The sequence below is a fragment of the Lysinibacillus sp. FSL L8-0312 genome, from assembly GCF_038003285.1.
GTDB lineage: Bacteria > Bacillota > Bacilli > Bacillales_A > Planococcaceae > Lysinibacillus > Lysinibacillus fusiformis_D.
In genome coordinates this window covers 1,714,462-1,738,338 of the sequence record NZ_JBBOOV010000001.1, presented here as the reverse complement: position 1 = coordinate 1,738,338, position 23,877 = coordinate 1,714,462, and the positions used below count along the sequence as shown (strand labels likewise).

The window sequence follows — 23,877 nt, the reverse complement described above, 5'->3', positions numbered from 1 at the left end:
AGGCATCCATTTCGGATCACCAACGCAGACAAAAGGCGATAAAGGATGACCTTTTGTTTCCCTCAATAACAAAACATGAGGTGAAGTGCAATGATTAAAATCCACTATTTTAATAGCAGCAACAAGACAGTCCAACATGATTTCAACATGAAGGATTTACAACTACCTATTCATAATGAAGATTTATTATGGGTAGATTTATATGCGTATAGTTATAATGAATTGAATAATATAGCAGATGTATTTGGCTTTCATCCATTAGCAGTTGAAGATTGCTTACATGAAGGCTCCCGTCCGAAAATGGACAATTATGGCGATTATAAATTTTTTGTTTTCCATGCACCCATTTATAATGAAAAAAGTAATAATGAAATTACAACCGTTGAGCTCAATATTTTTATGGGTCCAAACTATGTTGTCACTGTACACAAACGGAAATTGCAATGGCTAGGTCACATGGAAAATGTTTGTGTTAATCGTTCCGAATATATGGAAAAGGGTACTGATTTTTTATTGCATACCATTATAGATGGCATTACAGATGAATATTTTCCAGTATTAGAGCGAATTCGAACTCGCATAGATGAACTAGAAGAAGAAATTTATGAGTATCAACCTAAAGTAGTGACTGAGGAATTTCTTGCACTAAAGCGGGCCATTATTTTAATTCGCCAGGCCATCATGCCGCAAAGAAGAATTTTTTCAACAATCAATGGTCAGTGGAAATTTGAGATACAGGAAGAAAATATCCCGTTCTATAAAGATTTAAATGACCATCTAGAACGTATTGTTGACTCTACAGAGACATACCGCGATTTAGTTAACAGTACGCTCGACACATATTTTTCAATTAATAGTGGTAAATCCATTGAAAAGCTGAATTTACTAACAGTTATTTCTACAATAATGTTACCATTATCTGTGATCACTAGCTTTTTTGGTATGAATGTGCCGTTACCTTATCAGGATTCACCTATTGCAACGATTGCAATCAGTGCTTTTCTAGTGCTCTTTACTTGGGGTATGTGGGTATATTTTAAAAAAATGATTGCTTAGATAGCATTAGTCATAGTAGTACTAATTGACAGCACAATAGATTTTTTTTATAATTTCGTTAGAAAAAGTAAAAACGATGATGGAAAAAGTACGTATTTGTGCGTGTACAAGAAAGGGATTTCTAGGCTGGAAAAATCCTCACGACAGCAAATGCCGAAAGCTACTCCAGAGTGCAGCTAATCCCTGCCGTTCACTGACGTTACAAGTGCTAAAGAGGTAAGTAAGCATTTTTTACTTACAACTAGGGTGGTACCGCGAGACAAATGACAAGTCCTCGTCCCTTTTTTGGGGATGAGGGCTTTTTTTATTTTCTTCGATAGTACTCTCCAAAGTGTAATTCATGTAGATCGCAGGATTCTTATCGTGATTTTACAATATAAAATAGGAGGAATTTATCCAATGAAAGCAGTAGATATTCGCCGTATGTATTTGGAATTTTTTAAAGAAAAGGGACATCATCATGAGCCATCAGCGCCACTTGTGCCAATAAATGACCCATCACTACTATGGATTAACTCAGGTGTTGCCACTCTTAAACCATATTTTGATGGTCGTGTTATTCCTGACAATCCACGTATTACGAATGCACAAAAATCGATTCGTACCAATGATATTGAGAACGTTGGGAAAACAGCTCGTCACCATACATTCTTTGAAATGTTAGGAAACTTCTCCATTGGTGACTACTTCAAAAAAGAAGCAATCCATTATGCTTGGGAGTTTTTAACGGATAAAAAATGGATGGGCTTTGATCCAGCGTTATTATCTATCACAATTCACCCTGAAGATCAGGAAGCATATGATGTTTGGCATCAAGAAATCGGTATTCCTGAAGAGCGTTTAATCCGTTTAGAAGGAAACTTCTGGGATATTGGAGAAGGTCCATCTGGTCCTAACTCAGAGATTTTTTATGATCGTGGTGTAGAATATGGCTCAGATGAAAATGATCCTGAAATGTATCCAGGTGGGGAGAACGAACGTTATCTCGAAATTTGGAACCTTGTGTTCTCGCAATTCAACCATAATCCTGATGGTACATACACACCCCTACCAAAGCAAAATATTGATACAGGTATGGGCTTAGAGCGTATTGTATCTGTTGTTCAAAATGTACCAACAAACTTCGATACAGATTTATTCATGCCAATCATTGAAAAAATCGAGGAATTTGCCAACCGTAAATATAAGCGTCCTAGCGAAGTAGATTTAAATGAAATTTTCGGCTCAGAAGAGGATATTAATACACCGTTTAAAGTTATTGCAGACCATATTCGTACAGTAGCTTTTGCCATTGGCGATGGTGCTCTTCCTTCAAACGAAGGACGTGGTTATGTATTGCGTCGTTTATTACGCCGTGCTGTTCGTTATGCTAAACAAATTGGCATTGAGAAGCCATTTATGTTTGAACTGGTACCAACTGTAGGGAAAATCATGGAAGACTTCTATCCAGAAGTAACGGAGAAATGTGAATTTATTCAACGTGTCATTAAAAATGAAGAAATTCGTTTCCATGAAACATTGGACGGTGGTTTAGCAATCTTTAATGCAGTAGTGGAATCGCAAAAAACAGCTGGCCACGATTATATTCCTGGTGCAGATGCCTTCCGTTTATACGATACGTATGGCTTCCCAATCGAATTAACAGAGGAATATGCAGAAGAAGTGGGCATGAAGGTTGATCATGAGGGCTTCGAGGCAGCGATGGAAGAACAGCGTGAACGTGCTCGTGCAGCTCGTCAAGATGTTGATTCTATGCAAGTACAAAATGAAGTATTAGCAAACTTAACAGTTGCAAGTGAATTTGTTGGCTATGATACGTTAACGGTTTCTACTGAAATCGCTGCAATGATCGTCAATGGTCAAGTAGCAAAAGTTGCTTCTGAAGGACAAGAAGCATTCGTTATTTTAGCGAAGACACCATTCTATGCAGAAATGGGTGGTCAAATTGCTGATAGCGGTACCATTTCAAATGATCGTTTTACGGCTATCGTAAAAGATGTTCAAAAAGCACCGAATGGTCAACCGCTTCATACAGTAGTAGTTGAATCTGGTGAAATGCATGTAGAAGATGCAGTGCAAGCAGTGGTCAATCGTGATGACCGTAATTTAATTATTAAAAACCATACAGCGACACATATTATGCAACGTGCATTAAAAGATGTGCTAGGCGATCATGTTAATCAAGCTGGTTCATATGTAGGTCCTGACCGATTACGTTTTGACTTCTCTCATTTTGGTCAAGTTACAAAAGAAGAATTACAGCAAATCGAGCGTATTGTAAATGAGAAAGTGTGGGATGATATAGAGGTCGTTATTGAAGAAAAAGGCATTGACGAAGCGAAAGCGATGGGTGCAATGGCATTGTTCGGTGAAAAATATGGCGATGTAGTTCGTGTCGTATCAATAGGAGATTATTCGATTGAGTTATGTGGTGGTATCCATGTCAAACGTTCTTCTGAAATTGGCTTCTTCAAAATTGTTTCAGAAGGTGGTATTGGTGCAGGTACTCGCCGTATTGAAGCTGTGACAGGTAAGGTTGCCTATGAAGCAGTAAAAGAGGAAGAAGCTTTATTAAATGAGGCAGCAGCATTATTAAAAGCAAACCCTAAAGATATCGTGACAAAAGTGCAGGCATTGCAGGCTGACTATAAAGAGTTACAACGAGAAAATGAAGCCTTATCCCAAAAAATCGCAAATGCACAGGCAGGAGCTATCGTTGATGCAGCACAAACAATTGGTGATGTGACAGTTCTATCGACAAAAGTAGAGGCGAAGGATAATAATCAACTGCGTCAAATGATGGACGACTTAAAAGTGAAAATGCCAAAAGCAGTTATTGTTCTTGGAGCGGTTGATGGCGAAAAAGTTATGTTATGCGCTGGGGTTTCCAAAGAATTAGTTGGTGGTAATTACCATGCGGGGAATATTGTGAAAATGGTTGCAGAAGCTTGTGGCGGTAAAGGTGGCGGTCGCCCAGATATGGCGATGGCAGGTGCAAAGGATGCCTCAAAACTTGAAGAAGCATTAGTTTCTGTGTATGATTATATTAAATCCATTTAACTTCTTTCAACGAAAAGAAGTGAAAGCCTCTGGCTGATTCCGAACGTAATTATGCCGAGGTATAATTGATAATACGCCAAAACATGTTATAATAAAGAGAAATTGGAGATGAGCTTGTCTGCACATCTCCTTATTTCTGAAAGCGAGGTGCTGGTCATGAGTTCATTTGATCAAACGATGAAATTTAATTTTCCAGAAGAATCAATGGAACAGGAAGTCAAGCAAGTAATGTTGAAAGTACATTCTTCATTAGAGGAAAAGGGATATAACCCTATCAATCAGATTGTTGGTTACTTACTTTCTGGTGATCCGGCGTATATTCCTCGCCATCAGGATGCTCGTAATTTAATTCGCAAGCTTGAGCGTGACGAAATTCTAGAGGAGCTTGTTAAATTTTATATTAAAAAGAATAACGAGGACTAGAAATGAGAATTATGGGATTAGACGTTGGGTCGAAAACTGTTGGGGTTGCTGTTAGTGATGCACTCGGGTGGACTGCCCAAGGTATTGAAACCGTAAAAATTGATGAGGCTAACGGAGAGTTCGGTATTGACCGCATCGCCGAGCTAGTAAAGGAATATGCTATAACAGAATTTGTTGTAGGATATCCGAAAAACATGAATAATACGGTAGGACCGCGTGGAGAAGCATCTGAGGACTATAAAAAGTTGTTGGAAGAAACATTTTCACTACCGGTTAAGTTATGGGATGAACGTTTAACGACGATGGCTGCAGAACGTATGCTAATCGAAGCGGACGTGAGTCGCAAAAAGCGCAAGCAGGTCATTGATAAAATGGCGGCTGTGATGATTTTACAAGGCTACTTAGATAGCAAAAATTAATTGATGAGGTGACTTAGGCATGACACACGAGCATAACCATGAAGAAGAACTACATGTTCAACACATTACAGTGATTGACGAAAACGGAAACGAACAGCTTTGTGAAGTGATTCACGTTCATGAATCTCCAGAGTTTGGCAAATCATATGTGTTTTACTCAATGGTAGGCGCAGAAGAAGATGAAGATGGCTCAGTTGAAATCTTCGTATCTTCATTTGTACCATCTGAAAATGGTGAAGATGGTGAATTAACGCCAATCGAAACTGAAGCAGAGTGGGATATGGTAGAGGACGTTTTAAATGCTTTAGAGGATGAAAACGAAGAATAATCTTCTAACTCAAAGCTTGGAACAAGGATCGCAGCTTGCATTCCTTGTTCCTTTTTTATTGAGCCTCTGTCTAGTAGTTGAATTGTGGAGATACATGTGGGTTTCGCTCAAGAGTGTTGTAAATCGTTCGTAAAGTGAGAGAAACCGCTCAAAAGTAGGGTGACAGCACTCATCAAATGACTGGAACTACTCAAGAGCCCGCTAATAAAATACTCAACAATAATAGCGTGGGGGTAAATAAAATCCACTTAATAAATGACAGCAAAGGTATAAAGGAGGAACCCAAATGAATGAAGAAACACAAGAATTTACGATAATAGTCGAAGGTGGCAAAGAGCAAAAATGCCGTGTGGTCTTTACATTTGATGCAGAGGACAAGTCTTATGTGCTATTTTCACTTGTAGATGACAAGGGGCAAGAAATCCCGGGGGATATTTCAGCGATGACCTTTGATTATGATGACAATACGGGTGAAATGGCCAATTTACAGCCAGTTGAAACGGATGCCGAATGGGAAATGATTAATGAGGTAGTGTTGACACTTCTTGATGAATTCGATGCAGAGCCCCAGCTTATTACTGTGACCAATGAAGATGGAACAGATCAAATTTGTGAGGTTATTCATACTTTTTCATCTGAGCAATTTGGTAAATCGTATGTTTTATATGTTCCAGCGACGGATGAACCTATGGAAGAACGTGATATTTTTGCAGCTCAATATTTGTCTGGAAATGACGGTTCTATAGAAGAATTATTACCAATTGAAACGGATGAAGAATGGGCCTTTGTTGAGGATGTATTAAACGAATTGTAAAAACTGTGAGTGGTTGTTAGCCACTCACAGTTTTTTTTATGTTGTTGAAAAAAGGTGATGTCAATAGCAGAAAAAGAACCTTTAGCAAGGCGAGGGGTTGATTTCCGTTCCACCAGCGTCCTTTCCAGGGGGTGTCCGATGAGCCACTTCTGAGCTGCACCCAAAATATTGGACTTAAAAATCTACTATAGGGGGTGCAGGTAGTGATTTCTGATGAACAAAAATTAGCCGCAGTTCTAGCTTACTTTGAAGAAAAAGAAAGTACGTATCAGATTGCCAATCGATTACAGAGGGATCGACAGTACATTCGATTATGGATTGAATTATATCGCTATCATGGCATCGAAGGAATTATTCGTCCTCAAGGGTTCACGAATTACGAAGATTCTTTTAAAATAAAAGTAATTCAACACCTGATAGAGACGGGCGATTCGCTCCTTCAGACTGCTGCGAAGTTTAATATTCCTTCCCGTGAAACCGTTCGGAGATGGAAAAAACAATGGATGTCAACGGCTGGTGAGGTGCTCTATCAAGTAGAAAAGGAGCGCCAATCAATGCCAAAAAAACAACCACCTTCGTCCGATTTAAATGGAAAAACAACGGATGAGTTAAAAGCCGAAATTGAGTATTTACGGATGGAAAATGCCTATTTAAAAAAGTTGAAAGCCTTAGTTCAAGAAAAGGATGCCTTCAAATCCAAGAAAAAGTAAGAGCTGTCTATGAGCTAAGGTTGGATTTTCCTCTTCAAGCTCTATTAAAAGTCGCGAAACTTAAGAAAAGTACGTATTATTATCATCTCCAAAAATGGGTAAAACCAGATAAATATCAGGCGATCAAAGAACGAATTCAGACGCTTTTTCATTACCATAAGGGGCGTTATGGCTATCGTCGTATTTGTTTAGCCCTCCGAAATGAAGGGTTTTTCATCAACCATAAAACGGTCCAACGATTGATGCAAGAATTGGGCTTAAAAGGGACGGTACGCCCTAAAAAATACCGTTCGTATAAAGGGACAGTCGGCTATGTCGCAGAGAATGTCATCCAACGTGATTTTGAAGCCACTGCACCCAATCAGAAATGGGTAACCGATGTAACGGAGTTTAAAATAAACGGTCAAAAAATCTATATATCCGCTGTATTAGATTTATTCAATCGAGAAATCGTTGGGTATGAGGTATCAAAATCACCTAATTTTGAGTTAGTTCAACAGTCTTTTAAGAAGGCGTTTACGTATACAAAGTTATCGAAAAAGAGTGGCTTAATCGTCCATTCTGATCAAGGATGGTTATATCAAATACCACGTTTTAAAGCGTTATTGGCAACACATGAAATCAAGCAAAGTATGTCACGGAAAGGAAATTGTTTAGATAATGCCGTGATAGAAAGCTTTTTTGGCATTATGAAATCAGAATTTCTATACGCAACAACGTTTAAGAACTACGAAGCATTCAAAAAAGCGTTAGTAGACTATATTCACTACTACAATCATGAACGGATAAAAATAAAACTCAACGGAAAAAGTCCAGTTGAGTTTCGAAGAGTTTCTTAAAAGTTCAAATTTTTGGGGTCAGTTCATAGCGAGACAGGCGAGCCTCTAAACGGAGCGGTAGCAGAGGAAGCGGCTCGGCGCTCGCCCACAGGAAAGCAAGTAGCCTGTAACGGAAATCCATTTTCACCTTTCACAAAAATACTGTGAATCGTTTTGTTTTTCAATACTATGAAACCTCTGAGTGGTTGTTAGCCACTCAGAGGTTTTTGTTTTATTAATAGAAATTTTCTATCAAGGGTCTAAAAATATTCTATCTGCAAATGGAATTTTTGCATTTTCGATTAAATTTAATGAATTTTCGAGAAAAAATATGCATTTTAACTTTAAATTTTCTGAATTTTTTAATAAATGGAACAAAAGGAGCATTGACCAATTCTTAGTAAATAGATAAGATTTGTTTTAAATTAAACCAAGTAAATTTATTAACTAAGGAGGTAATGTGATGAGACTAGGTTGGAAATGGCTTATCGGTGCATTGGTAATAGGCTTGTTGGCTGGTTGCACAAACAAAGAAGAGGCTACTAAAGAGGAGATTGTAACATTAAAAGTAGGGGCAGCCAATGTTCCTCATGCGGAAGTATTGGAGTATTTAGCAAAAGATATTGAAAAAGATGGAGTGAAACTAGACATTACCATTATAAAAGATGCTGTGCAAGCGAACCAACAAACGGCAGATGGTGAGTTGGATTTTAACTATTTTCAACATGTCCCTTTTTTAGAACAGTCGAATAAAGAAAGTCATTTAGATTTAGTCAGTGTAAAAGGAATTCATATTGAGCCATTTGGTGTGTACTCAAAAAAAATAAAAAAAATTAGTGATTTGCCACAAAATGCAAAGGTTGCTGTACCTAATGATGTTGTCAATTTCTCAAGAGCGTTACTACTGTTTCAAAATAATGGTTTGATTGAATTAGATAAAACGAAGAAAGGTGATTATACAGTCGAAGATATTGCGAAAAATGAGAAGAGTATTCAATTTATAGGTGTTGATTCTCCACTACTTGTTCGTTCATTAGATGATGTAGAAGCAGCTGCTATCAATACAAATTACGCATTAGAAGGGGGCTATAATCCTGTGAAGGATGCACTGATTATAGAAGATTCAGAATCACCTTATGTCAATATAATAGCCTCGACAAATGAAAAAAAGGATGATCCAGCTATACAAACAATTGTTAAGTGGTTAACAAGTGAAAAGGCACGTTCGTTCTTTGAAGATCAATATAAAGGTGCTGTTGTCCCAGCATTTTAAAGCTGTGCAATCACATAAATGCTAAGGAGGTAGACGTGCATGATTGAGTTTATTGAGACAACAAAAGAATTCCAGGTCGGTACTTCGACTGTAACGGCTCTAAATAAAATCAATTTAACAATTCAGAGGGGGGATATTTTTGGTGTTATCGGTTTTAGTGGTGCTGGTAAGAGCACACTGATTCGGACAGTAAATTTACTGGAGGAGCCAACATCTGGGCAAGTACTTGTGAATGGCAAAGAATTAACCACGCTCACTAAAAGGCAGCTTCGAGAGGAGAAGAAAAATATCGGCATGATTTTTCAACACTTTAATCTCCTGCATTCTAAAACAGTATTTGAAAATGTAGCAATGCCTTTAATCATAAGTGGAGTAAAAAAATCAAATTTGGAAGGTCAAGTAAAAGAGGTTTTAGCATTTGTTGGTTTAGCTGACAAAACGGATCGCTATATTGATGAGCTATCAGGCGGGCAAAAACAAAGAGTCGGCATTGCAAGAGCATTAGTGACAAAACCAACTATCCTTTTATGCGATGAAGCAACTTCGGCTCTCGACCCACAAACGACCAAATCGATTTTAGCCTTACTGAAGAAGGTCAATATCGAGTACGGTATTACAATTTTAATGATTACTCATGAAATGGAGGTTATTCGGGATATTTGTAATCGTGTCGCTGTCATGGAAAATGGAAGAATTATTGAAACAGGCAATGTACTTGAAATTTTCTCCTCACCAAGAGAAGAGACAACTAAAAATTTTGTCCAATCGGTTGTTCGTGATGAAGTTCCACCTTCTGTTTATGAGCAGCTAAAAAGTATAGATGCTTCTAAAAAAATTTACAATTTAAAATTCATAGGAGTAGACGTTGGGCAGCCGATTGTCTCACAGGTGGCGAAAAAGTTTGCTGTAGATGTCAATGTTTTATTCGGCAATATCACAGAATTACAAGGAATTCCATTCGGCCATTTAATCGTGGAGCTCGTTGGTTCTGAAAAAGATATACAAAAAGCATTTCTTTTTATTCAGGCTAAAAATATTCAAATAGAGGAGGTTGTTGCACGTGAAAGTGAGCACACAAATCATTATCGACGCGGTTCTAGATACGCTGTACATGGTTAGCATTTCCTTATTTTTTGGTGCTATTTTAGGCTTTATTTTAGGGGTAATCTTAGTTGTGACGAGAAAAGGGCATATTCTTGAAAATAAATTAATCTTCTCGGTTGTCAATCCGATCGTCAATACATTGCGCTCCATTCCATTCATTATTTTACTTGTTGCAATTATTCCATTCACAAGATTACTCGTTGGCACTGCCATTGGTACGACTGCTGCCATTGTGCCGCTAATCTTGCATATTGGACCATATATTTCAAGATTAATAGAAAATTCATTATTAGAGGTGGATGAAGGCATCATTGAAGCAGCTAAAGCAATGGGAGCCTCTCCATTTCAGATTATTCGAAAGTTTTTGTTACCTGAAGCCTTCCCATCGTTAATCTTAAGTGTCACAACTGCAACGATTGGGCTTGTTGGTGCGACGGCCATGGCTGGAGCTGTTGGAGGTGGTGGTTTAGGTGATGTTGCCATTACTTACGGATATCAACGCTTTGATAATACAACGATTTTGGTTACAGTGGTCATTTTAGTTGTACTTGTGCAAATTATTCAAAGCATTGGCAACAGTCTTGAACGAAAAATACGTAGGGTGTCTTAGGGAGAATGTGAGCATGAAAAAACTGAAATATTTAATAGGATTTTTTACATTACTATTGTTACTAATGGCATGTGCAGAAGCGGATGAAAAAGATACTGTGAAAGTGGGTATCCGTAGCTCGGAATTGAAAACATGGGCGTATATAAAAGAACAGGCTAGTGAGGAAGGTATTAACTTGGAATTAGTAACATTCTCTGCTCAATATGACCCAAATCAAGCATTGGCAGAGGGAGAAGTAGATATTAATGCTTTTCAACATGTTGCATATTTAAATTTATTTAATACGAACAATAACTCGGATTTACAGGCAATTGGCACAACAATAATGGCACCAATTGGCTTATATTCAAACAAATATAAATCGCTAGATGATATAAAAGAAGGCGCAAAAATTGCTGTACCAAATGATCCTTCCAACTGGGGTAGAGCTTTGCTACTGCTTCAGGAGCATGGACTACTAACAGTAACGGATGATTTTGATGGTAACGGTGGAGAAGACCGTATTAAGGATAATCCCAAAAACTTAATCATTTTGCCTGTTGATGGTGCAACAACGCCACGTGTGATGGAGGATGCTGATTTTGCCATTATTAATAATGGAGTTGCTGTAGAAGCTGGTCTTTTATTGAAGGATGCCATCATTCACGAAAGTGAAACAGCTAAGCCATTTATTAATGTTATCGTGGCAAAGGCAGAAGACAAAAATAATGACATATTGAAGAAAATCGTGGAAATTTATCAGCGAGATGAAACGGGGAAGTTTATTAAAGAAGTGTCAAATGGTAACTATATTCCAGTGGAGCTACCACTGGATGAATTAGCAACATGGAAAGATTTCTATTCATATTAGGAAGGGTGATAACAATGACTAGTAAAAAAGAAATAAAGCTAGCCTTGTATTTAATAGGAGCAGGTATGCATGTTGCTGCATGGAGGCACCCATCTGCCCAAGCAAATGCAAGCATCGATATTCAAGCATTACAAAAAGTAGCTCAGATTGCGGAAAGAGGAAAGTTTGATATAGCTTTTGTTGCCGACAGTTTAGCCATTAATCATGAGTCACATCCACATATTTTAAATCGCTTTGATCCATTAATTCAAATTACGGCTTTAGCGTCGGCAACAACTAAAATTGGACTGGGTGCAACAGCTTCAACCACATACAGTGAGCCATATGTGCTGGCAAGACAGTTAATGTCCATCGATCATATAAGCAATGGGAGAGTTGCTTGGAACTTAGTAACCACAGCAGATGCCACAGGAGAAACGGCATTAAATTTTAGCCGTGATAAGCATTGGGAGCATGATCATCGCTATGAACGTGCAGAGGAATTTATCGATGTTGTTCAATCACTATGGGATTCATGGGAAGACGATGCTTTTCTCTATGATCGAGATAATAATCTATTTTATGATCGTCTTAAAGTGCATGAAACATCATTTAAGGGCAACTATTTATCTGTCAAAGGTCCATTAAATATTGCTCGTTCTGTACAGGGGCAGCCTGTTATTGTGCAGGCTGGTGCATCTAAACCAGGCCAACAATTAGCTGCACGTACAGCGGAAGTTGTATTTGTCCATTGGGATGATATTGAAAAATCGAAAGAACACTATCGGCAATTAAAGGCACAGCTTCCTCCCTTTGGACGTAAGGAGGAGGAGCTCCTTGTTTTACAAGGAATTTCCCCAATAGTAGGTGATACAGAGGAGGAGGCAATTCGTAAATTTAATGAATTACAGTCATTGATTGATCCATACGAAAGCTTAAAATTTGTTTCGGGGTACATGGGGAATGTTGACTTTTCAAAGTATTCCCTCGATACACCTGCTATTGAAGTGGAATTCCCAGAAGTTAATAGTATTCAAAGTCACTTCTATGAACACTTAGAGATTATTAAGAAGGAAAATTTAAAAGTTGGTGATTTGTATGCACGCCTTTTTGGACCTGCAAAGCGCGATGCTTTTGTCGGAACACCAACACAAATAGCAGATGAGATGGAGCGTTGGATAATAGAGCAAGCAGCAGATGGCTTTATGCTACAGTTTCCGTTATTACCACGTGATTTAGAAGATTTTGTTGACAAGGTTGTACCGATTTTGCAGGAGCGAGGTATTTATCGTAAAGATTATACGGGCACAACATTAAGAGAACATTTAGGCCTGAAAAAGCCGCTGAATCGTTTTGCTAAAAGTAAGGTGAATCAGGAATGATGGATATTTTTATTCGAAATGAACGAGAGCAAAGGCTTGTTCAATATGCTCAGAATTTAGCGCAACAAATTGAGAAGACAGCTAACCAATATGATGAGAGTGGAAAATTTCCGTTTGAGCATTTTAAAATTTTAGAAGATGCAGGCTATTTTCGACTAACAGTGCCTCAAAAATATGGAGGAGAAGAAATTTCTTTATACGAGATGTTATTAGTGCAGGAACAATTAGCTAGAGGCGATGCTTCCACTGCCTTGTCTGTTGGCTGGCATTTATTGACGTTTTTGAATGTTCGTGAGGCAAAAACATGGCCGGAACCTATCTTTGCAGAATTATGCCGAAAAGCAGTTGAGGAAGGCTCACTTTTGAATATTATTAGCAGTGAACGTGGAAAGGGGAATATTTCTCGGGGGAGTTTACCTGGTACAATTGCTAAAAAGGTGCCAGGGGGATATTGCATTACTGGTGAAAAAGCATTTGCTTCATTAGCGCCGATTTTAAAACAATTCACCATTATTGCTTATCTGGAAGAAGAAAACCTAACAGCGGAATTTCTAATAACGAAAAACGAACAGGTGGAAATTGTTGAAACATGGGATGCAATGGGCATGAGGGCAACAGGTAGTCATGATATTATTTTTCATGATACGTTTGTACCAGAGGCAGCGTTGCTTTACAGACATCATCCAAATGGAGTTAATCGTTTTTTAGCTGATGGTCGAGTCTATTCGTTAGAGATTCCAGCCGTTTATTTAGGAGTGGCAGGAGCAGCAAGAGATTATGCAATTGATTTTGCCAAAAATACGTATTCACATAGCTTAGAAAATACAATCGCTCATGCTAGTCATGTCCAACAAAGGATTGGTGAAATAGAAGTACTTTATCAAACTGCACGAAGAACATTGTATAGTATTGCAACACAGGTAGAACAAAATCCAGCTCTTAAGGAGCAACTATCAGAGTCTGTTAGTATCGCAAAGTATGTAATTTGTAATTACGCCATCGATATAGTAACAAAAGCCATGCAAGTTGTAGGGGGACGAAGTTTATCTAAAGAAAACAAAATCCAGCGTCTATTTAGAGATGTTCAATGTAGTCGCTTTAATCCACCAGCAGATGATGTGGTGATAGCTCAACTTGCTATGGAGTTACTTGCGGATAAGAAGCAAGTAACTTTTCAATTATAGTTTATATAATGAAGATTTTGAACCGTGCAAGATTTTATAGAGAGAGGATCTGCCAGTAAAAATAGCTGGCAGATTTTTTTTACATATACAATTTCTCCTGAATTGTCGATTTCTGTTTGTCGTGAAAGTTGATTTCTAGTATGATATTGATTAGTGATAGGGGGGAAACCCGTGGATAACGGTTCTAAAAAACAAGAAATGTTTTCAAAAATGCAGGAAAGAAAATCTGAGGTAAAAATCGTGAGAAAAATCGTTGCAATTATTGCGATTGTTTTCGTGCTTATAATCGGTGTTGTTGGTATCCTTGGGTACAACTATGTCAAGGGTGCATTAAAGCCACTCGATCCTAATGCGACGAAGACCATTGCTGTGGAAGTACCTATTGGTTCTAGTTTATCATCCATTTCCACGCTGCTAGAGAAAAAAGACGTCATTAAAGATGCACGTGTTTTTAAATACTATGCAAAATTTAAAAATGAATCTCAATTCCAAGCAGGAAATTATGATCTAACACAGGCGATGACATTCGATGAACTGATCGAAAGCTTGAAAACAGGGAAAGTCTACCGTAAGCCTGTCTTTACAATGACAGTTCCGGAGGGCTTAACACTTGAACAAATTGGGAATGTGATTGAAAAGAAAACACCATACACAAAACAGGAATTTATGGATCTTGTGACGAGTGATACATTTGTTCAGCAAATGATGGCCAATTATCCTGAACTTGTCACGGAGGCTGTGTTAGCGGATAATATTCGCTATGATTTAGAGGGCTATCTTTACCCAGCCACTTACTCTTACTATGAAGAAAAACCATCATTACAGGGAATTGTAGAAGAGATGATAGCGGCGATGAATAATGTGGTGAAGAACTATAGTGATGTTTTAGCAGAAAAACAAATGTCGGTGCATCAGCTGTTAACATTTGCTTCATTATTAGAAGAAGAAGCGACAGCTCAAACAGATCGAGAGACAATCGCAAGTGTCTTCTATAATCGAATAAATGAAGGCATGCCATTACAGACAGACCCGACCGTGTTATATGCACTTGGTGATCATAAAGATCGTGTGCTTTTTGAAGATTTAGAAGTGGATAATGCTTATAACACTTATAAAAATAAAGGCTTACCACCTGGACCAATCGCTGGTGCTGGTAAAACTTCTATTGAGGCAACATTAAATCCAAGTCAAACCGACTATTTCTATTTCTTAGCAGATAAAGAGGGTGTTAATCACTTCTCGAAAACATATGATGAGCATTTACAGAAAATAGCAAAATATTTACAAAAAGAAGAATAAGCGTTTAGGAAGAGCAAAAAGTATATAGCAAACAGATGGATAGAAGGAAAGAAAAATAGCTTTCCTTCTATTTTCATGCTATTATAAAGTGTGATTTTTGATCAATCCGTTCATTTATGCGGGACAAATATGCGTGGTAGCAATTGTTGGAGCATATCTAAACAATTGCTCATTTTTGTATGGCAAAGTACCAAGACATCACGTTTGGTCTTTTTCTTTTTGTTGATAAATGATGAAGTACAGACAACGGCAAACGCCCGTTGCCTTTTAAATGAGGGTGAAACAATGGAATTATCAGATGCATATATACAATCATTTATACAGCCACGTAATGAATTGCTTTTAGAGATGGAAGCATACGCGGAGGAGAATCATGTACCGATTATGCAATTAGCAGGTATTGATGCATTAAATCAACTGTTACGTATTCAAAATCCGTCAAAAATTTTAGAGATAGGCACAGCAATTGGCTATTCTGCTATTCGAATGGCAGAGGCATTGCCCAATGTCCAAATTGTTACAATTGAACGTGATCAAGAGCGTGTAACAAGGGCGAAAGCCTATATTCGACGTTCTACTGTATCAGATCGAATTACGGTCATTGAGGGTGACGCTTTAGAGGTGAACGACGAGGCTATTGATACGACTTTCGATGCGGTCTTTATCGATGCCGCAAAGGGACAGTATCAACGCTTTTTTGAAAAATACGCCCCTTTAGTGAATTCAGGTGGGGTTTTGTATATCGATAATATGTACATGCATGGCCTGTCTGATTTAGAGCTGAAGGATGTGCCACGTCGTAAGCGGACAATGATTCGCAATTTAAAAAACTTCACAGATTGGATTATGCAGCACCCAGATTATACAAGTGCTTTTTTGCCAGTCGGTGACGGTTTATTACTATGTTTGAAGAGGTGACTACTATGAAAAAACCAGAATTGCTTGTGACACCACAATCAGTAGAACATATAAAAGCACTTTTAGAAGCTGGAGCAGATGCTTTTGTTATTGGTGAGCAACAATTTGGTCTACGTCTAGCTGGAGAGTTCTCTGTTGAAGAGGTGGAAGAAGCGACGAAGCTAATTCACGCAGCAGGTAAAAAGGTTTATGTTGCGGTCAATGCACTTTTTCATAATGAGAAACTGGAGGCACTGGCAGACTATTTAAAAGAAATGCAACGTATCGGAGTGGATCGTTTAATTTATGGTGATCCAGCGGTACTTATTATTCGCCGCGAGCAAGCCGTGACGATTCCATTACATTGGAATCCAGAAACGACTGCTACAAACTGGTTTACAGCGAATTACTGGGGGAAACGTGGTGCAAAGCGTGCCGTATTAGCACGTGAACTTTCTCTTGATGAAGTATTAGAAATTAAAGAAAATACTGAGATGGAGATTGAGGTACAAGTACATGGCATGACGTGTATGTTCCAATCGAAACGCCCATTACTTGGTCATTATTTCTTATATCAAGATAAGGTGATGGCCATTGAAAACCGTCAAGAAAATCGTAATATGTTCCTACATGACGATGAGCGAAATAATAAATATCCTATTTATGAAGATGTCAATGGGACACATATTTTCAGTCCAAATGATATGTGTATAATTGATGAGCTTGGTGAATTATTCGAAGGTGGCATTGATGCCCTGAAAATCGAGGGTGTTCTACAAACACCAGACTATGTAGTAACGGTTACAGAAATCTATCGCAAAGCCATCGATACGTATTTTGATGAATCAGAAAACGCGTATGAAGAGATAAAAGATGATTTATTAGCACGAATTGAAGATATTCAACCAGCCATTAGACCATTAGATACAGGCTTTATCTTCAAGGAAACAGTTTACTAGGAGGGGCAATACCATGGCATTAGCATTAGAACAAAATGACAAAATCCGTGAGATTGTCGACGGTAAACGTGTCATTACTAAAAAACCAGAGCTACTTGCCCCAGCAGGTAGCTTAGAGAAATTAAAAGTAGCTGTTCATTATGGAGCAGATGCGGTATTTATTGGTGGACGAGAATTTGGACTACGTTCCAATGCAGACAACTTCTCGATTGAAGAGATGCGTGAAGGTGTCGAATTTGCCAAACAATATGGGGCAAAAATTTATGTCACGACAAATATTTTTGCTCACAATGAAAATATGGATGGCTTAGAGCGTTACTTAAAGGATATTGAATCAGCAGGCGTAACAGGAATTATCGTTGCAGACCCACTGATTATTGAAACATGTCGTACAGCAGCACCTAAGCTTGAAATTCATCTTTCTACACAGCAATCACTGTCCAATTGGAAGGCTGTTCAGTACTGGAAAGAAGAAGGCTTACATCGTGTCGTTTTAGCACGTGAAGTAGGCGGAGAAGAAATGAAGCTGATGAAGGAAAAGGTTGATATTGAAATCGAGGCTTTCGTTCATGGTGCAATGTGTATCGCCTACTCTGGTCGTTGTGTTCTGTCCAATCATATGACTGCTCGTGACTCTAACCGCGGTGGTTGCTGTCAATCATGCCGTTGGGACTATGATTTATATGAATTAGAAGATGGTGAAGAAAAAGCACTGTTCGATGACAAGCACGCATCTTTTGCGATGAGTCCAAAAGATTTAAAATTAATCGAAGCAATTCCTCATATGATTGAGCTTGGGATCGATTCGTTAAAAGTTGAAGGTCGTATGAAATCCATTCATTATGTTGCGACAGTTGTTTCAGTGTACCGTAAAGTGATTGATGCTTACTGTGCAGATCCGGCAAACTTTAAAATTAAACGCGAGTGGCTCGAAGAATTGGATAAATGCGCCAACCGTGATACGGCTGAAGCATTCTTCCATGATGCACCTGGCTTCGAGGAGCAAATGTTTGGAGTACATGGTCGTAAAACAACGTATGAATTTGCGGGTCTTATTTTAGATCATGATCCAGAAACAAAAATAGTGACGATGCAACAACGAAATTATTTTAAACCTGGTGATGAAGTAGAATTCTTTGGTCCTGAAATTGAAAATTTCCGTTTAACAATGGGCGAAATTTGGGACGAGGATGGCAATAGCCTAGATGCTGCTCGTCATCCATTACAAATTGTGAAATTTAAATGTGACACACCATTAAAACCGCATAATATGATGCGAAAGGAGAATAACTAATGGCAGCAAAGCGACCAGTTGTCATCGGAATCGCTGGTGGCTCATGCTCTGGAAAAACGAGTGTGACGCGCGCCATTTATGAAGTTTTCCGTGAGCATTCCGTTGTGGTGATTGAACAAGATTTTTATTATAAAGATCAAAGTCATTTAACATTTGAAGAACGCTTAGGTACAAACTACGATCATCCGTTGGCTTTTGATAATGATTTATTAATTGAGCACATAAAAAAATTGTTAGTGCGTCAACCAATTGAAAAACCTGTTTATGACTATGTGCAGCATACGAGAGCAGAAGAAGTGATCCATGTTGAACCAGTAGATGTTATTATCCTAGAAGGTATTCTAGTGCTAGAAGATGCTGATTTACGTGATTTAATGGATATTAAATTATTCGTAGACACAGACTCAGATTTACGAATTATTCGTCGTATCATGCGTGATATTAAAGAGCGTGGTCGTACAACTGATTCGGTTATTGAGCAGTATTTAGCAGCGGTTCGACCTATGCATAATTTATTTATTGAACCAACGAAACGTTATGCTGATATCATTATTCCAGAAGGTGGGGATAATGAGGTAGCAATTGATTTAATGGTAACGAAAATTAAAACTATTCTTGAAACCGACAACGTATTGTAATAAGATAGAGTGGTATTGACAATATTTTCATGCATATTTAAAAAAAGCATGCATACTATTAGGTCAAAGCGTAATTTGAAAAAGTTTAAAAATAATAAAATTCGATTAAATGCATCTTCCGTGCATTTAGTCGAGTTTTATGTTTTTATATTGAAGAAACAAGGAGTGAAGGACTTTGGCAAATGAAAAACAGTACCCTATGACAGCTGAGGGAAAACGTAAATTAGAAGAAGAATTAGTAAAATTAGAAACAGAAACACGTAAAGAAATCGTTGAACGTATTAAAATAGCACGTGATTTTGGAGATCTATCTGAAAATGCTGAGTATGATTCAGCAAAAGAAGAGCAAGCCTTTTTAGAAGGTCGTATTTCTACATTAAAATCAATGATTCGTAACGCAGTGATTATTTCTGAGGATGAGACAGATAACAGTGTTGTATCACTTGGGAAAACGGTTACATTTGTTGAAATCATTAATGGTAAACCGTCATCAGATGAAGAATCGTATACAATTGTTGGTTCTGCTGAGGCAGATCCAATGGAATTCCGCATTTCAAATGAATCGCCAATTGCAAAGGGTCTACTTGGTCGTGCTGAAGGTGAAGAAGTTGCCGTACAAACACCTGGTGGCGAAATGAAAGTGAAAATTATTTCCATTAAATAATGTGTAAGTGTACAAGCAGTTAGCCTTAGGCTGGCTGCTTTTAACATTCTTTGGCAATAAAATAGTGAGTATAATTATTTTGCAAGAGCTGTTGAACTTGATAGAATATTTGCTAGAGAGGGGGAGACATTATGAGTGAACGACAAACTCGAAGTAGTCGTCATTTGCAGCCATCTCGTAATAAAAAGCTAGATAAACTATTGAATGTTTTAATAGGTGTTGTGGTTGTACTTATTATTATTACAGCAACCTATGTGTTTAAATGGCAAGATGATGCAGATCAAGCAGTGAAAGATGAACCAGCTCAAGAGGAAAAGAGCGGTGATAACGAAAAAGAAGTAGATAAAGAACCTGCGAAAGAACAGGATAAAGATCTCGCTGTTGAAGAAGACAAAACTTCCGAGGAAGAATCGGAGCCTGATACATCTCAGGCAGAGCAAGGTACGCCAGAAGAGTCGACATCGGATAATCCAATTGTTGACAAGGTTATCACGAATAAAAATTGGCAGCCAACACCTACAACTCAAACAGGTCAGCATGTTTCTTCATATGATGACAAGTCTGTAGACTGGGCTGAGAAGGTAGCCACTGTTTCGACTGTGACAGGCATCGAACAAAGCAATATGATTATTTGGCGTATGCAAAATAATGGTGGTCCTAATTCATCCGTTGCGACAGTTTCAACGAATGATAAATCTCAGATGTACCGTGTCAGTATGGAATGGGTTGAAAATGAAGGATGGAAGCCCGTGAAGTTAGAGCAACTTAACACATTAGAAGGCGCCTATTGACGAAAATCACTCTTTTGATTATTTTTAATAGAGTTGATAAAGAAGGGAAGTAACAGTACATGAAAATAGCAGTAATTGGCGCAATGGAAGAGGAAGTAGAGCTTCTAAGAGCAGCATTAAACGATGCACAAAGTACAATGATTGCAGGCAGTGAGTATACAACAGGGACTTATGAAGGCAAGGAAGTCGTGTTATTAAAAAGTGGTATTGGTAAGGTGAATGCTGCTATGTCTACGACAATCCTTTTACATGAGTTTAAGCCAGATGTTGTTATGAATACAGGCTCTGCAGGTGGATATGACGAGGCACTTGAGGTAGGCGCTATCGTCATTTCTGATGAAGTTCGCCACCATGATGTAGATGTCACAATTTTTGGCTATGAAATCGGACAGATGGCTGGGATGCCAGCAGCTTATAAATCAGATGAGAAATTGATGAAAGTCGCTGAGGAGGCCGTCAAGGCGGTTGGAGAGCATCAGTATGGCATCGGTTTAATTTGCTCTGGAGATGCTTTTATGAATGATCCTGAACGTGTAGAAGCGGTTCGTCGTCATTTCCCTCAAATGAAGGCTGTAGAAATGGAAGCGGCTGCGGTTGCTCAAGTATGTTATCAATTTGCTACACCTTTTGTTGTCATTCGTGCTTTATCAGATATTGCTGGGAAAGAATCGAATATTAGTTTCGATGAGTTTTTACCAGTTGCTGCAAAGCATTCTACACAAGTCGTTTTAAAAGCAATTGCCTCTCTATAAACTACACAAAATGGTCAAAATGTGCGTGTTATTCTGTGAGAAAAATCACAGTTAAAGCAATGGACAAATGCTACACTGACAGTAATAAATCTCTTCATAATAGAATGGGAGGCATTCATGATGTTATTTTTAACAGCGGGTGTAGTCATTATTACAACTTTAATAGGCACGTTGATTTCAGCAGAACTATCGGAGTCAGCGCATTAGTATGACGGGAAAGCTCCTTTGCGACATAGTCATGTCGCAGGGGAGCTTTTTATATGCCATGAAATAGGCACATCTTCCGCCAATGATGCATTGAATTTTTCTACTGTCCATTTTACAATATATTATTCAATAGACTTTTGGTCTCGTTTGTATAGTTGATAGAGTTTAATAAGTGCTCGCTTTTCAATGCGAGATACATAGCTGCGTGAGATATTTAAACGAGCAGCAATTTCCTTTTGTGTAAGGGCATCCTGTTGGTTTAAACCATAGCGTAGTGTCACAATTTCGAGCTCACGTTCATCAAGCATATGCAAATAGTGATATAACTGTGCCACATGTTCTTTATGCTCTAGTTTTTCTGTGGCGCTTTCTTCGTCACACTGAAGTAAATCACGAATTTGCAGTGCATTACCATCTTTATCAGTCCCAATAGGCTCAAACAGTGATACGTCTTTCTGCACTTTTTTTTGTGTGCGCAGATGCATTAAAATTTCATTTTCAATACAACGGGCTGCATATGTGGCAAGTCTAGTTTTTTTGTCAGGGGTATAGCTCTCGACAGCTTTCATTAGACCGATTGTTCCGATGGAAATATAATCATCTAGTTGTTCATGTTTTGGATGGAATTTTTTTACGACGTGCGCGACAAGCCTCATATTGCGTTCGATTAAGTCAAGACGTGCTTGCTCATCGCCACCTAAAAATCGTTCAATACAAGCAGCTTCCTCTTCTTTTGAAAAGGGTTTATGGAATGTTTGCCCCTTTAAGTAGCCAAGCAACGCAGGGATTTCAAGCCATAACTGCAACATTGATGTAAAAATTCCGCTCATTGAATGATTTCATCCTTTCCCCATTTTTCGACAGTATATGTTTAAAAGCTGTGGGAAATGAAAAAAGTGCAACAGCAAATGTGCTGTTACACTTTTTTTAACGTAAATGTACTAATCATGAGTAAAGCTAAGATGGGAAAAAGGAAAAGATAAAATGCCGGATGGAACGCATTGGCTGCGAAATACGTTAAAGTTAAGAACGTACCTGCAGCTGTAATTGGTAAACCTGTGAAATAACCATTCGCTTCACTAATATTGAAGCGAGCTAAACGCATCGCGCCACAGACGATAAATAATACGGCCATCATCATGCCGGCAAAACCAAAATCAACTAGAACAACTTCATACATTAATAATGCAGGTGCCACACCAAATGATATAATATCACTCATAGAATCTAATTGTTTACCTAACTCAGACACTTGTCCGAGTGCTCTCGCTACCTTACCATCGTAGCGATCAAGAAGGGCTGCAATAAAGATAAACAAGACACTATAGCTATAGTATTCATGTAAAGTGGCCATAATAGCCGCGCCTCCAAAGGACATATTACTAATTGTGATGAAGTTAGCTGCGTGCGATTTCATTTTCTTAACCGTGGTATCCACCAACTTGTGATAAAAAAACAAGGGGGATCACTCCTTTGCACTTAAGATATTGTACCATTATACTTCGAATGCGAAAAAATTGACAGTCTAAATTAATGGATAGGGGTTTTACTGTATGAAAGAAAAACTATATCAACGCTTGATAGAACTAACGAATGGTAAGCAATCTTCCCATCTTTTGCAGGCAATTGCAAAAGCGAAGTGGAGTAAACGTATAATTCCAAGCTACATGAAGTTATACGATATTAACATTGAAGAAGTTTCAAAAAAACAACAACAATTTTCAAGTTTACATGATTTTTTCACAAGAGAACTTCTAGAAGAAGCTCGACCTATTGAAAAAAATCCAACGATTTATGTTAGCCCAGTAGATGCCAAGGTGGAATCTTTTGGTCGCATTGAATGGGATATGACATTTCTAGTTAAGGGTAAGCCTTATGCATTACAAGATTTACTAGGTAATACAGAGAGAGCCGCACAATATGCAGATGGTCATTTTATCGTATTTTATTTAAGTCCTGCTGATTATCATCGTATCCATAGTCCGATAGATGGGGAAGTAGTACGACAATATACACTTGGTCAGAAATCTTATCCCGTGAATCAGCTAGGTCTTACATACGGTAAAAAACCAATTTCTCATAATTATCGTTTAGTGACAGAGCTGAAAGCAGCCAATCAACAGCATGTAGCCTTTATTAAAGTTGGTGCGACTTTTGTTAATTCCATTGTGCTTACGAATACGACAACGAAATGGCGTAAAGGTCAGGAAGTTGGATATTTTTCATTTGGTTCCACAGTGGTTATGCTGTTTGAAAAGGATACGGTTGAATTTACGGATAATGTTGTACAGGGAAGCCCAATTCGAATGGGTGAAGCTTTTGCAAATATGCTATAATGGTCGAATAATACGTTAAGATTAGGGGTC

General features: G+C 38.2%; 25 protein-coding genes and 1 other annotated feature. Of the genes, 23 read left to right on the top strand and 2 right to left on the bottom strand.

All coding sequences use genetic code 11. The annotated features are described in order from the left end of the window. Positions 1 to 90: 90 nt before the first annotated feature. The 22 genes from MHI22_RS08875 to mtnN all read left to right on the top strand — a co-directional run bounded on the left by MHI22_RS08875 (position 91) and on the right by mtnN (position 21,304). A complete protein-coding gene (locus MHI22_RS08875) occupies positions 91 to 1,056 on the top strand; it encodes a magnesium transporter CorA family protein (RefSeq protein WP_036124338.1) in 966 nt (321 codons plus the stop codon). 67 nt (positions 1,057 to 1,123) lie between these two features. Next, positions 1,124 to 1,341, top strand: a binding site (T-box leader). 114 nt (positions 1,342 to 1,455) lie between these two features. After that, on the top strand, positions 1,456 to 4,116 hold the full coding sequence (gene alaS, locus MHI22_RS08870) for an alanine--tRNA ligase (RefSeq protein WP_271910488.1): 2,661 nt from the start codon (positions 1,456 to 1,458) through the stop codon (positions 4,114 to 4,116). Between the two features lie 156 nt (positions 4,117 to 4,272). After that, positions 4,273 to 4,539 (top strand): IreB family regulatory phosphoprotein, encoded by a 267-nt coding sequence (locus tag MHI22_RS08865; protein ID WP_004226839.1) that lies wholly within the window; start codon positions 4,273 to 4,275, stop codon positions 4,537 to 4,539. Positions 4,540 to 4,541: 2 nt separating this feature from the next. Further along, a complete protein-coding gene (gene ruvX / locus MHI22_RS08860) occupies positions 4,542 to 4,958 on the top strand; it encodes a Holliday junction resolvase RuvX (RefSeq protein WP_036124334.1) in 417 nt (138 codons plus the stop codon). A gap of 19 nt (positions 4,959 to 4,977) precedes the next feature. Continuing rightward, a complete protein-coding gene (locus MHI22_RS08855) occupies positions 4,978 to 5,286 on the top strand; it encodes a DUF1292 domain-containing protein (RefSeq protein WP_036124332.1) in 309 nt (102 codons plus the stop codon). 286 nt (positions 5,287 to 5,572) lie between these two features. Next, a complete protein-coding gene (locus tag MHI22_RS08850; protein ID WP_036124330.1) occupies positions 5,573 to 6,100 on the top strand; it encodes a DUF1292 domain-containing protein in 528 nt (175 codons plus the stop codon). A 203-nt stretch (positions 6,101 to 6,303) separates the two neighbouring features. Continuing rightward, positions 6,304 to 6,810 carry a helix-turn-helix domain-containing protein gene (locus MHI22_RS08845; RefSeq protein WP_180957783.1) on the top strand — a complete coding sequence of 169 codons (507 nt, stop codon included), beginning with the start codon at positions 6,304 to 6,306 and terminating at the stop codon, positions 6,808 to 6,810. Further along, the gene (locus MHI22_RS08840) at positions 6,795 to 7,649 is read left to right on the top strand and encodes an IS3 family transposase (protein ID WP_145991300.1); all 855 of its coding nucleotides are present in this window, start codon (positions 6,795 to 6,797) and stop codon (positions 7,647 to 7,649) included. The genes MHI22_RS08845 and MHI22_RS08840 overlap by 16 nt, the downstream gene beginning before the upstream one ends. 442 nt (positions 7,650 to 8,091) lie before the next feature. Next, positions 8,092 to 8,901 (top strand): MetQ/NlpA family ABC transporter substrate-binding protein, encoded by an 810-nt coding sequence (locus MHI22_RS08835; protein WP_036121966.1) that lies wholly within the window; start codon positions 8,092 to 8,094, stop codon positions 8,899 to 8,901. A 39-nt stretch (positions 8,902 to 8,940) separates the two neighbouring features. After that, positions 8,941 to 10,020: a methionine ABC transporter ATP-binding protein gene (locus MHI22_RS08830; RefSeq protein WP_338651584.1), complete on the top strand. Its 1,080-nt coding sequence runs from the start codon at positions 8,941 to 8,943 to the stop codon at positions 10,018 to 10,020. Further along, positions 10,013 to 10,615, top strand: coding sequence for a methionine ABC transporter permease (locus MHI22_RS08825; RefSeq protein WP_230593802.1), 603 nt, complete (start codon positions 10,013 to 10,015; stop codon positions 10,613 to 10,615). The genes MHI22_RS08830 and MHI22_RS08825 overlap by 8 nt, the downstream gene beginning before the upstream one ends. Positions 10,616 to 10,628: 13 nt before the next feature. Continuing rightward, positions 10,629 to 11,465, top strand: a complete 837-nt coding sequence (locus tag MHI22_RS08820; RefSeq protein ID WP_340811760.1) for a MetQ/NlpA family ABC transporter substrate-binding protein — start codon at positions 10,629 to 10,631, stop codon at positions 11,463 to 11,465. Positions 11,466 to 11,479: 14 nt separating this feature from the next. Further along, positions 11,480 to 12,826, top strand: coding sequence for an LLM class flavin-dependent oxidoreductase (locus MHI22_RS08815; RefSeq protein ID WP_249646107.1), 1,347 nt, complete (start codon positions 11,480 to 11,482; stop codon positions 12,824 to 12,826). Then, complete coding sequence (locus tag MHI22_RS08810; protein WP_036121950.1) at positions 12,823 to 14,010, top strand: acyl-CoA dehydrogenase family protein; 1,188 nt, start codon at positions 12,823 to 12,825, stop codon at positions 14,008 to 14,010. Before MHI22_RS08815 ends, MHI22_RS08810 begins: the two co-directional genes overlap by 4 nt. A gap of 171 nt (positions 14,011 to 14,181) precedes the next feature. Further along, positions 14,182 to 15,309, top strand: coding sequence for an endolytic transglycosylase MltG (gene mltG / locus MHI22_RS08805; protein ID WP_036121947.1), 1,128 nt, complete (start codon positions 14,182 to 14,184; stop codon positions 15,307 to 15,309). A gap of 285 nt (positions 15,310 to 15,594) precedes the next feature. Then, on the top strand, positions 15,595 to 16,227 hold the full coding sequence (locus tag MHI22_RS08800) for an O-methyltransferase (RefSeq protein ID WP_036121943.1): 633 nt from the start codon (positions 15,595 to 15,597) through the stop codon (positions 16,225 to 16,227). Positions 16,228 to 16,232: 5 nt separating this feature from the next. Then, positions 16,233 to 17,165, top strand: coding sequence for a peptidase U32 family protein (locus MHI22_RS08795; protein ID WP_036121940.1), 933 nt, complete (start codon positions 16,233 to 16,235; stop codon positions 17,163 to 17,165). A 13-nt stretch (positions 17,166 to 17,178) separates the two neighbouring features. Beyond that, positions 17,179 to 18,459, top strand: coding sequence for a peptidase U32 family protein (locus MHI22_RS08790; RefSeq protein ID WP_340811757.1), 1,281 nt, complete (start codon positions 17,179 to 17,181; stop codon positions 18,457 to 18,459). Continuing rightward, positions 18,459 to 19,097: a uridine kinase gene (gene udk / locus MHI22_RS08785; protein ID WP_036121933.1), complete on the top strand. Its 639-nt coding sequence runs from the start codon at positions 18,459 to 18,461 to the stop codon at positions 19,095 to 19,097. The genes MHI22_RS08790 and udk overlap by 1 nt, the downstream gene beginning before the upstream one ends. A gap of 175 nt (positions 19,098 to 19,272) precedes the next feature. Next, a complete protein-coding gene (gene greA / locus MHI22_RS08780; RefSeq protein ID WP_036121930.1) occupies positions 19,273 to 19,761 on the top strand; it encodes a transcription elongation factor GreA in 489 nt (162 codons plus the stop codon). Positions 19,762 to 19,892: 131 nt separating this feature from the next. After that, positions 19,893 to 20,552: a YrrS family protein gene (locus tag MHI22_RS08775; protein ID WP_249646109.1), complete on the top strand. Its 660-nt coding sequence runs from the start codon at positions 19,893 to 19,895 to the stop codon at positions 20,550 to 20,552. Positions 20,553 to 20,611: 59 nt separating this feature from the next. Then, positions 20,612 to 21,304: a 5'-methylthioadenosine/S-adenosylhomocysteine nucleosidase gene (gene mtnN, locus MHI22_RS08770; protein ID WP_036121923.1), complete on the top strand. Its 693-nt coding sequence runs from the start codon at positions 20,612 to 20,614 to the stop codon at positions 21,302 to 21,304. 329 nt (positions 21,305 to 21,633) lie between these two features. On the opposite strand, the gene sigK is transcribed toward mtnN, so the two are convergent. Together sigK and pssA are read right to left on the bottom strand one after the other, a co-directional pair. Beyond that, positions 21,634 to 22,341, bottom strand: coding sequence for an RNA polymerase sporulation sigma factor SigK (gene sigK / locus MHI22_RS08765; RefSeq protein ID WP_036121917.1), 708 nt, complete (start codon positions 22,339 to 22,341; stop codon positions 21,634 to 21,636). Positions 22,342 to 22,427: 86 nt separating this feature from the next. Continuing rightward, complete coding sequence (pssA, locus tag MHI22_RS08760) at positions 22,428 to 22,928, bottom strand: CDP-diacylglycerol--serine O-phosphatidyltransferase (RefSeq protein ID WP_051891644.1); 501 nt, start codon at positions 22,926 to 22,928, stop codon at positions 22,428 to 22,430. Positions 22,929 to 23,064: 136 nt separating this feature from the next. Between pssA and MHI22_RS08755 the strand changes: the two genes are divergently transcribed. Continuing rightward, entirely contained in the window at positions 23,065 to 23,847 is a 783-nt protein-coding gene (locus MHI22_RS08755) for a phosphatidylserine decarboxylase (RefSeq protein ID WP_249646110.1), read from the top strand. Positions 23,848 to 23,877 lie beyond the last annotated feature (30 nt).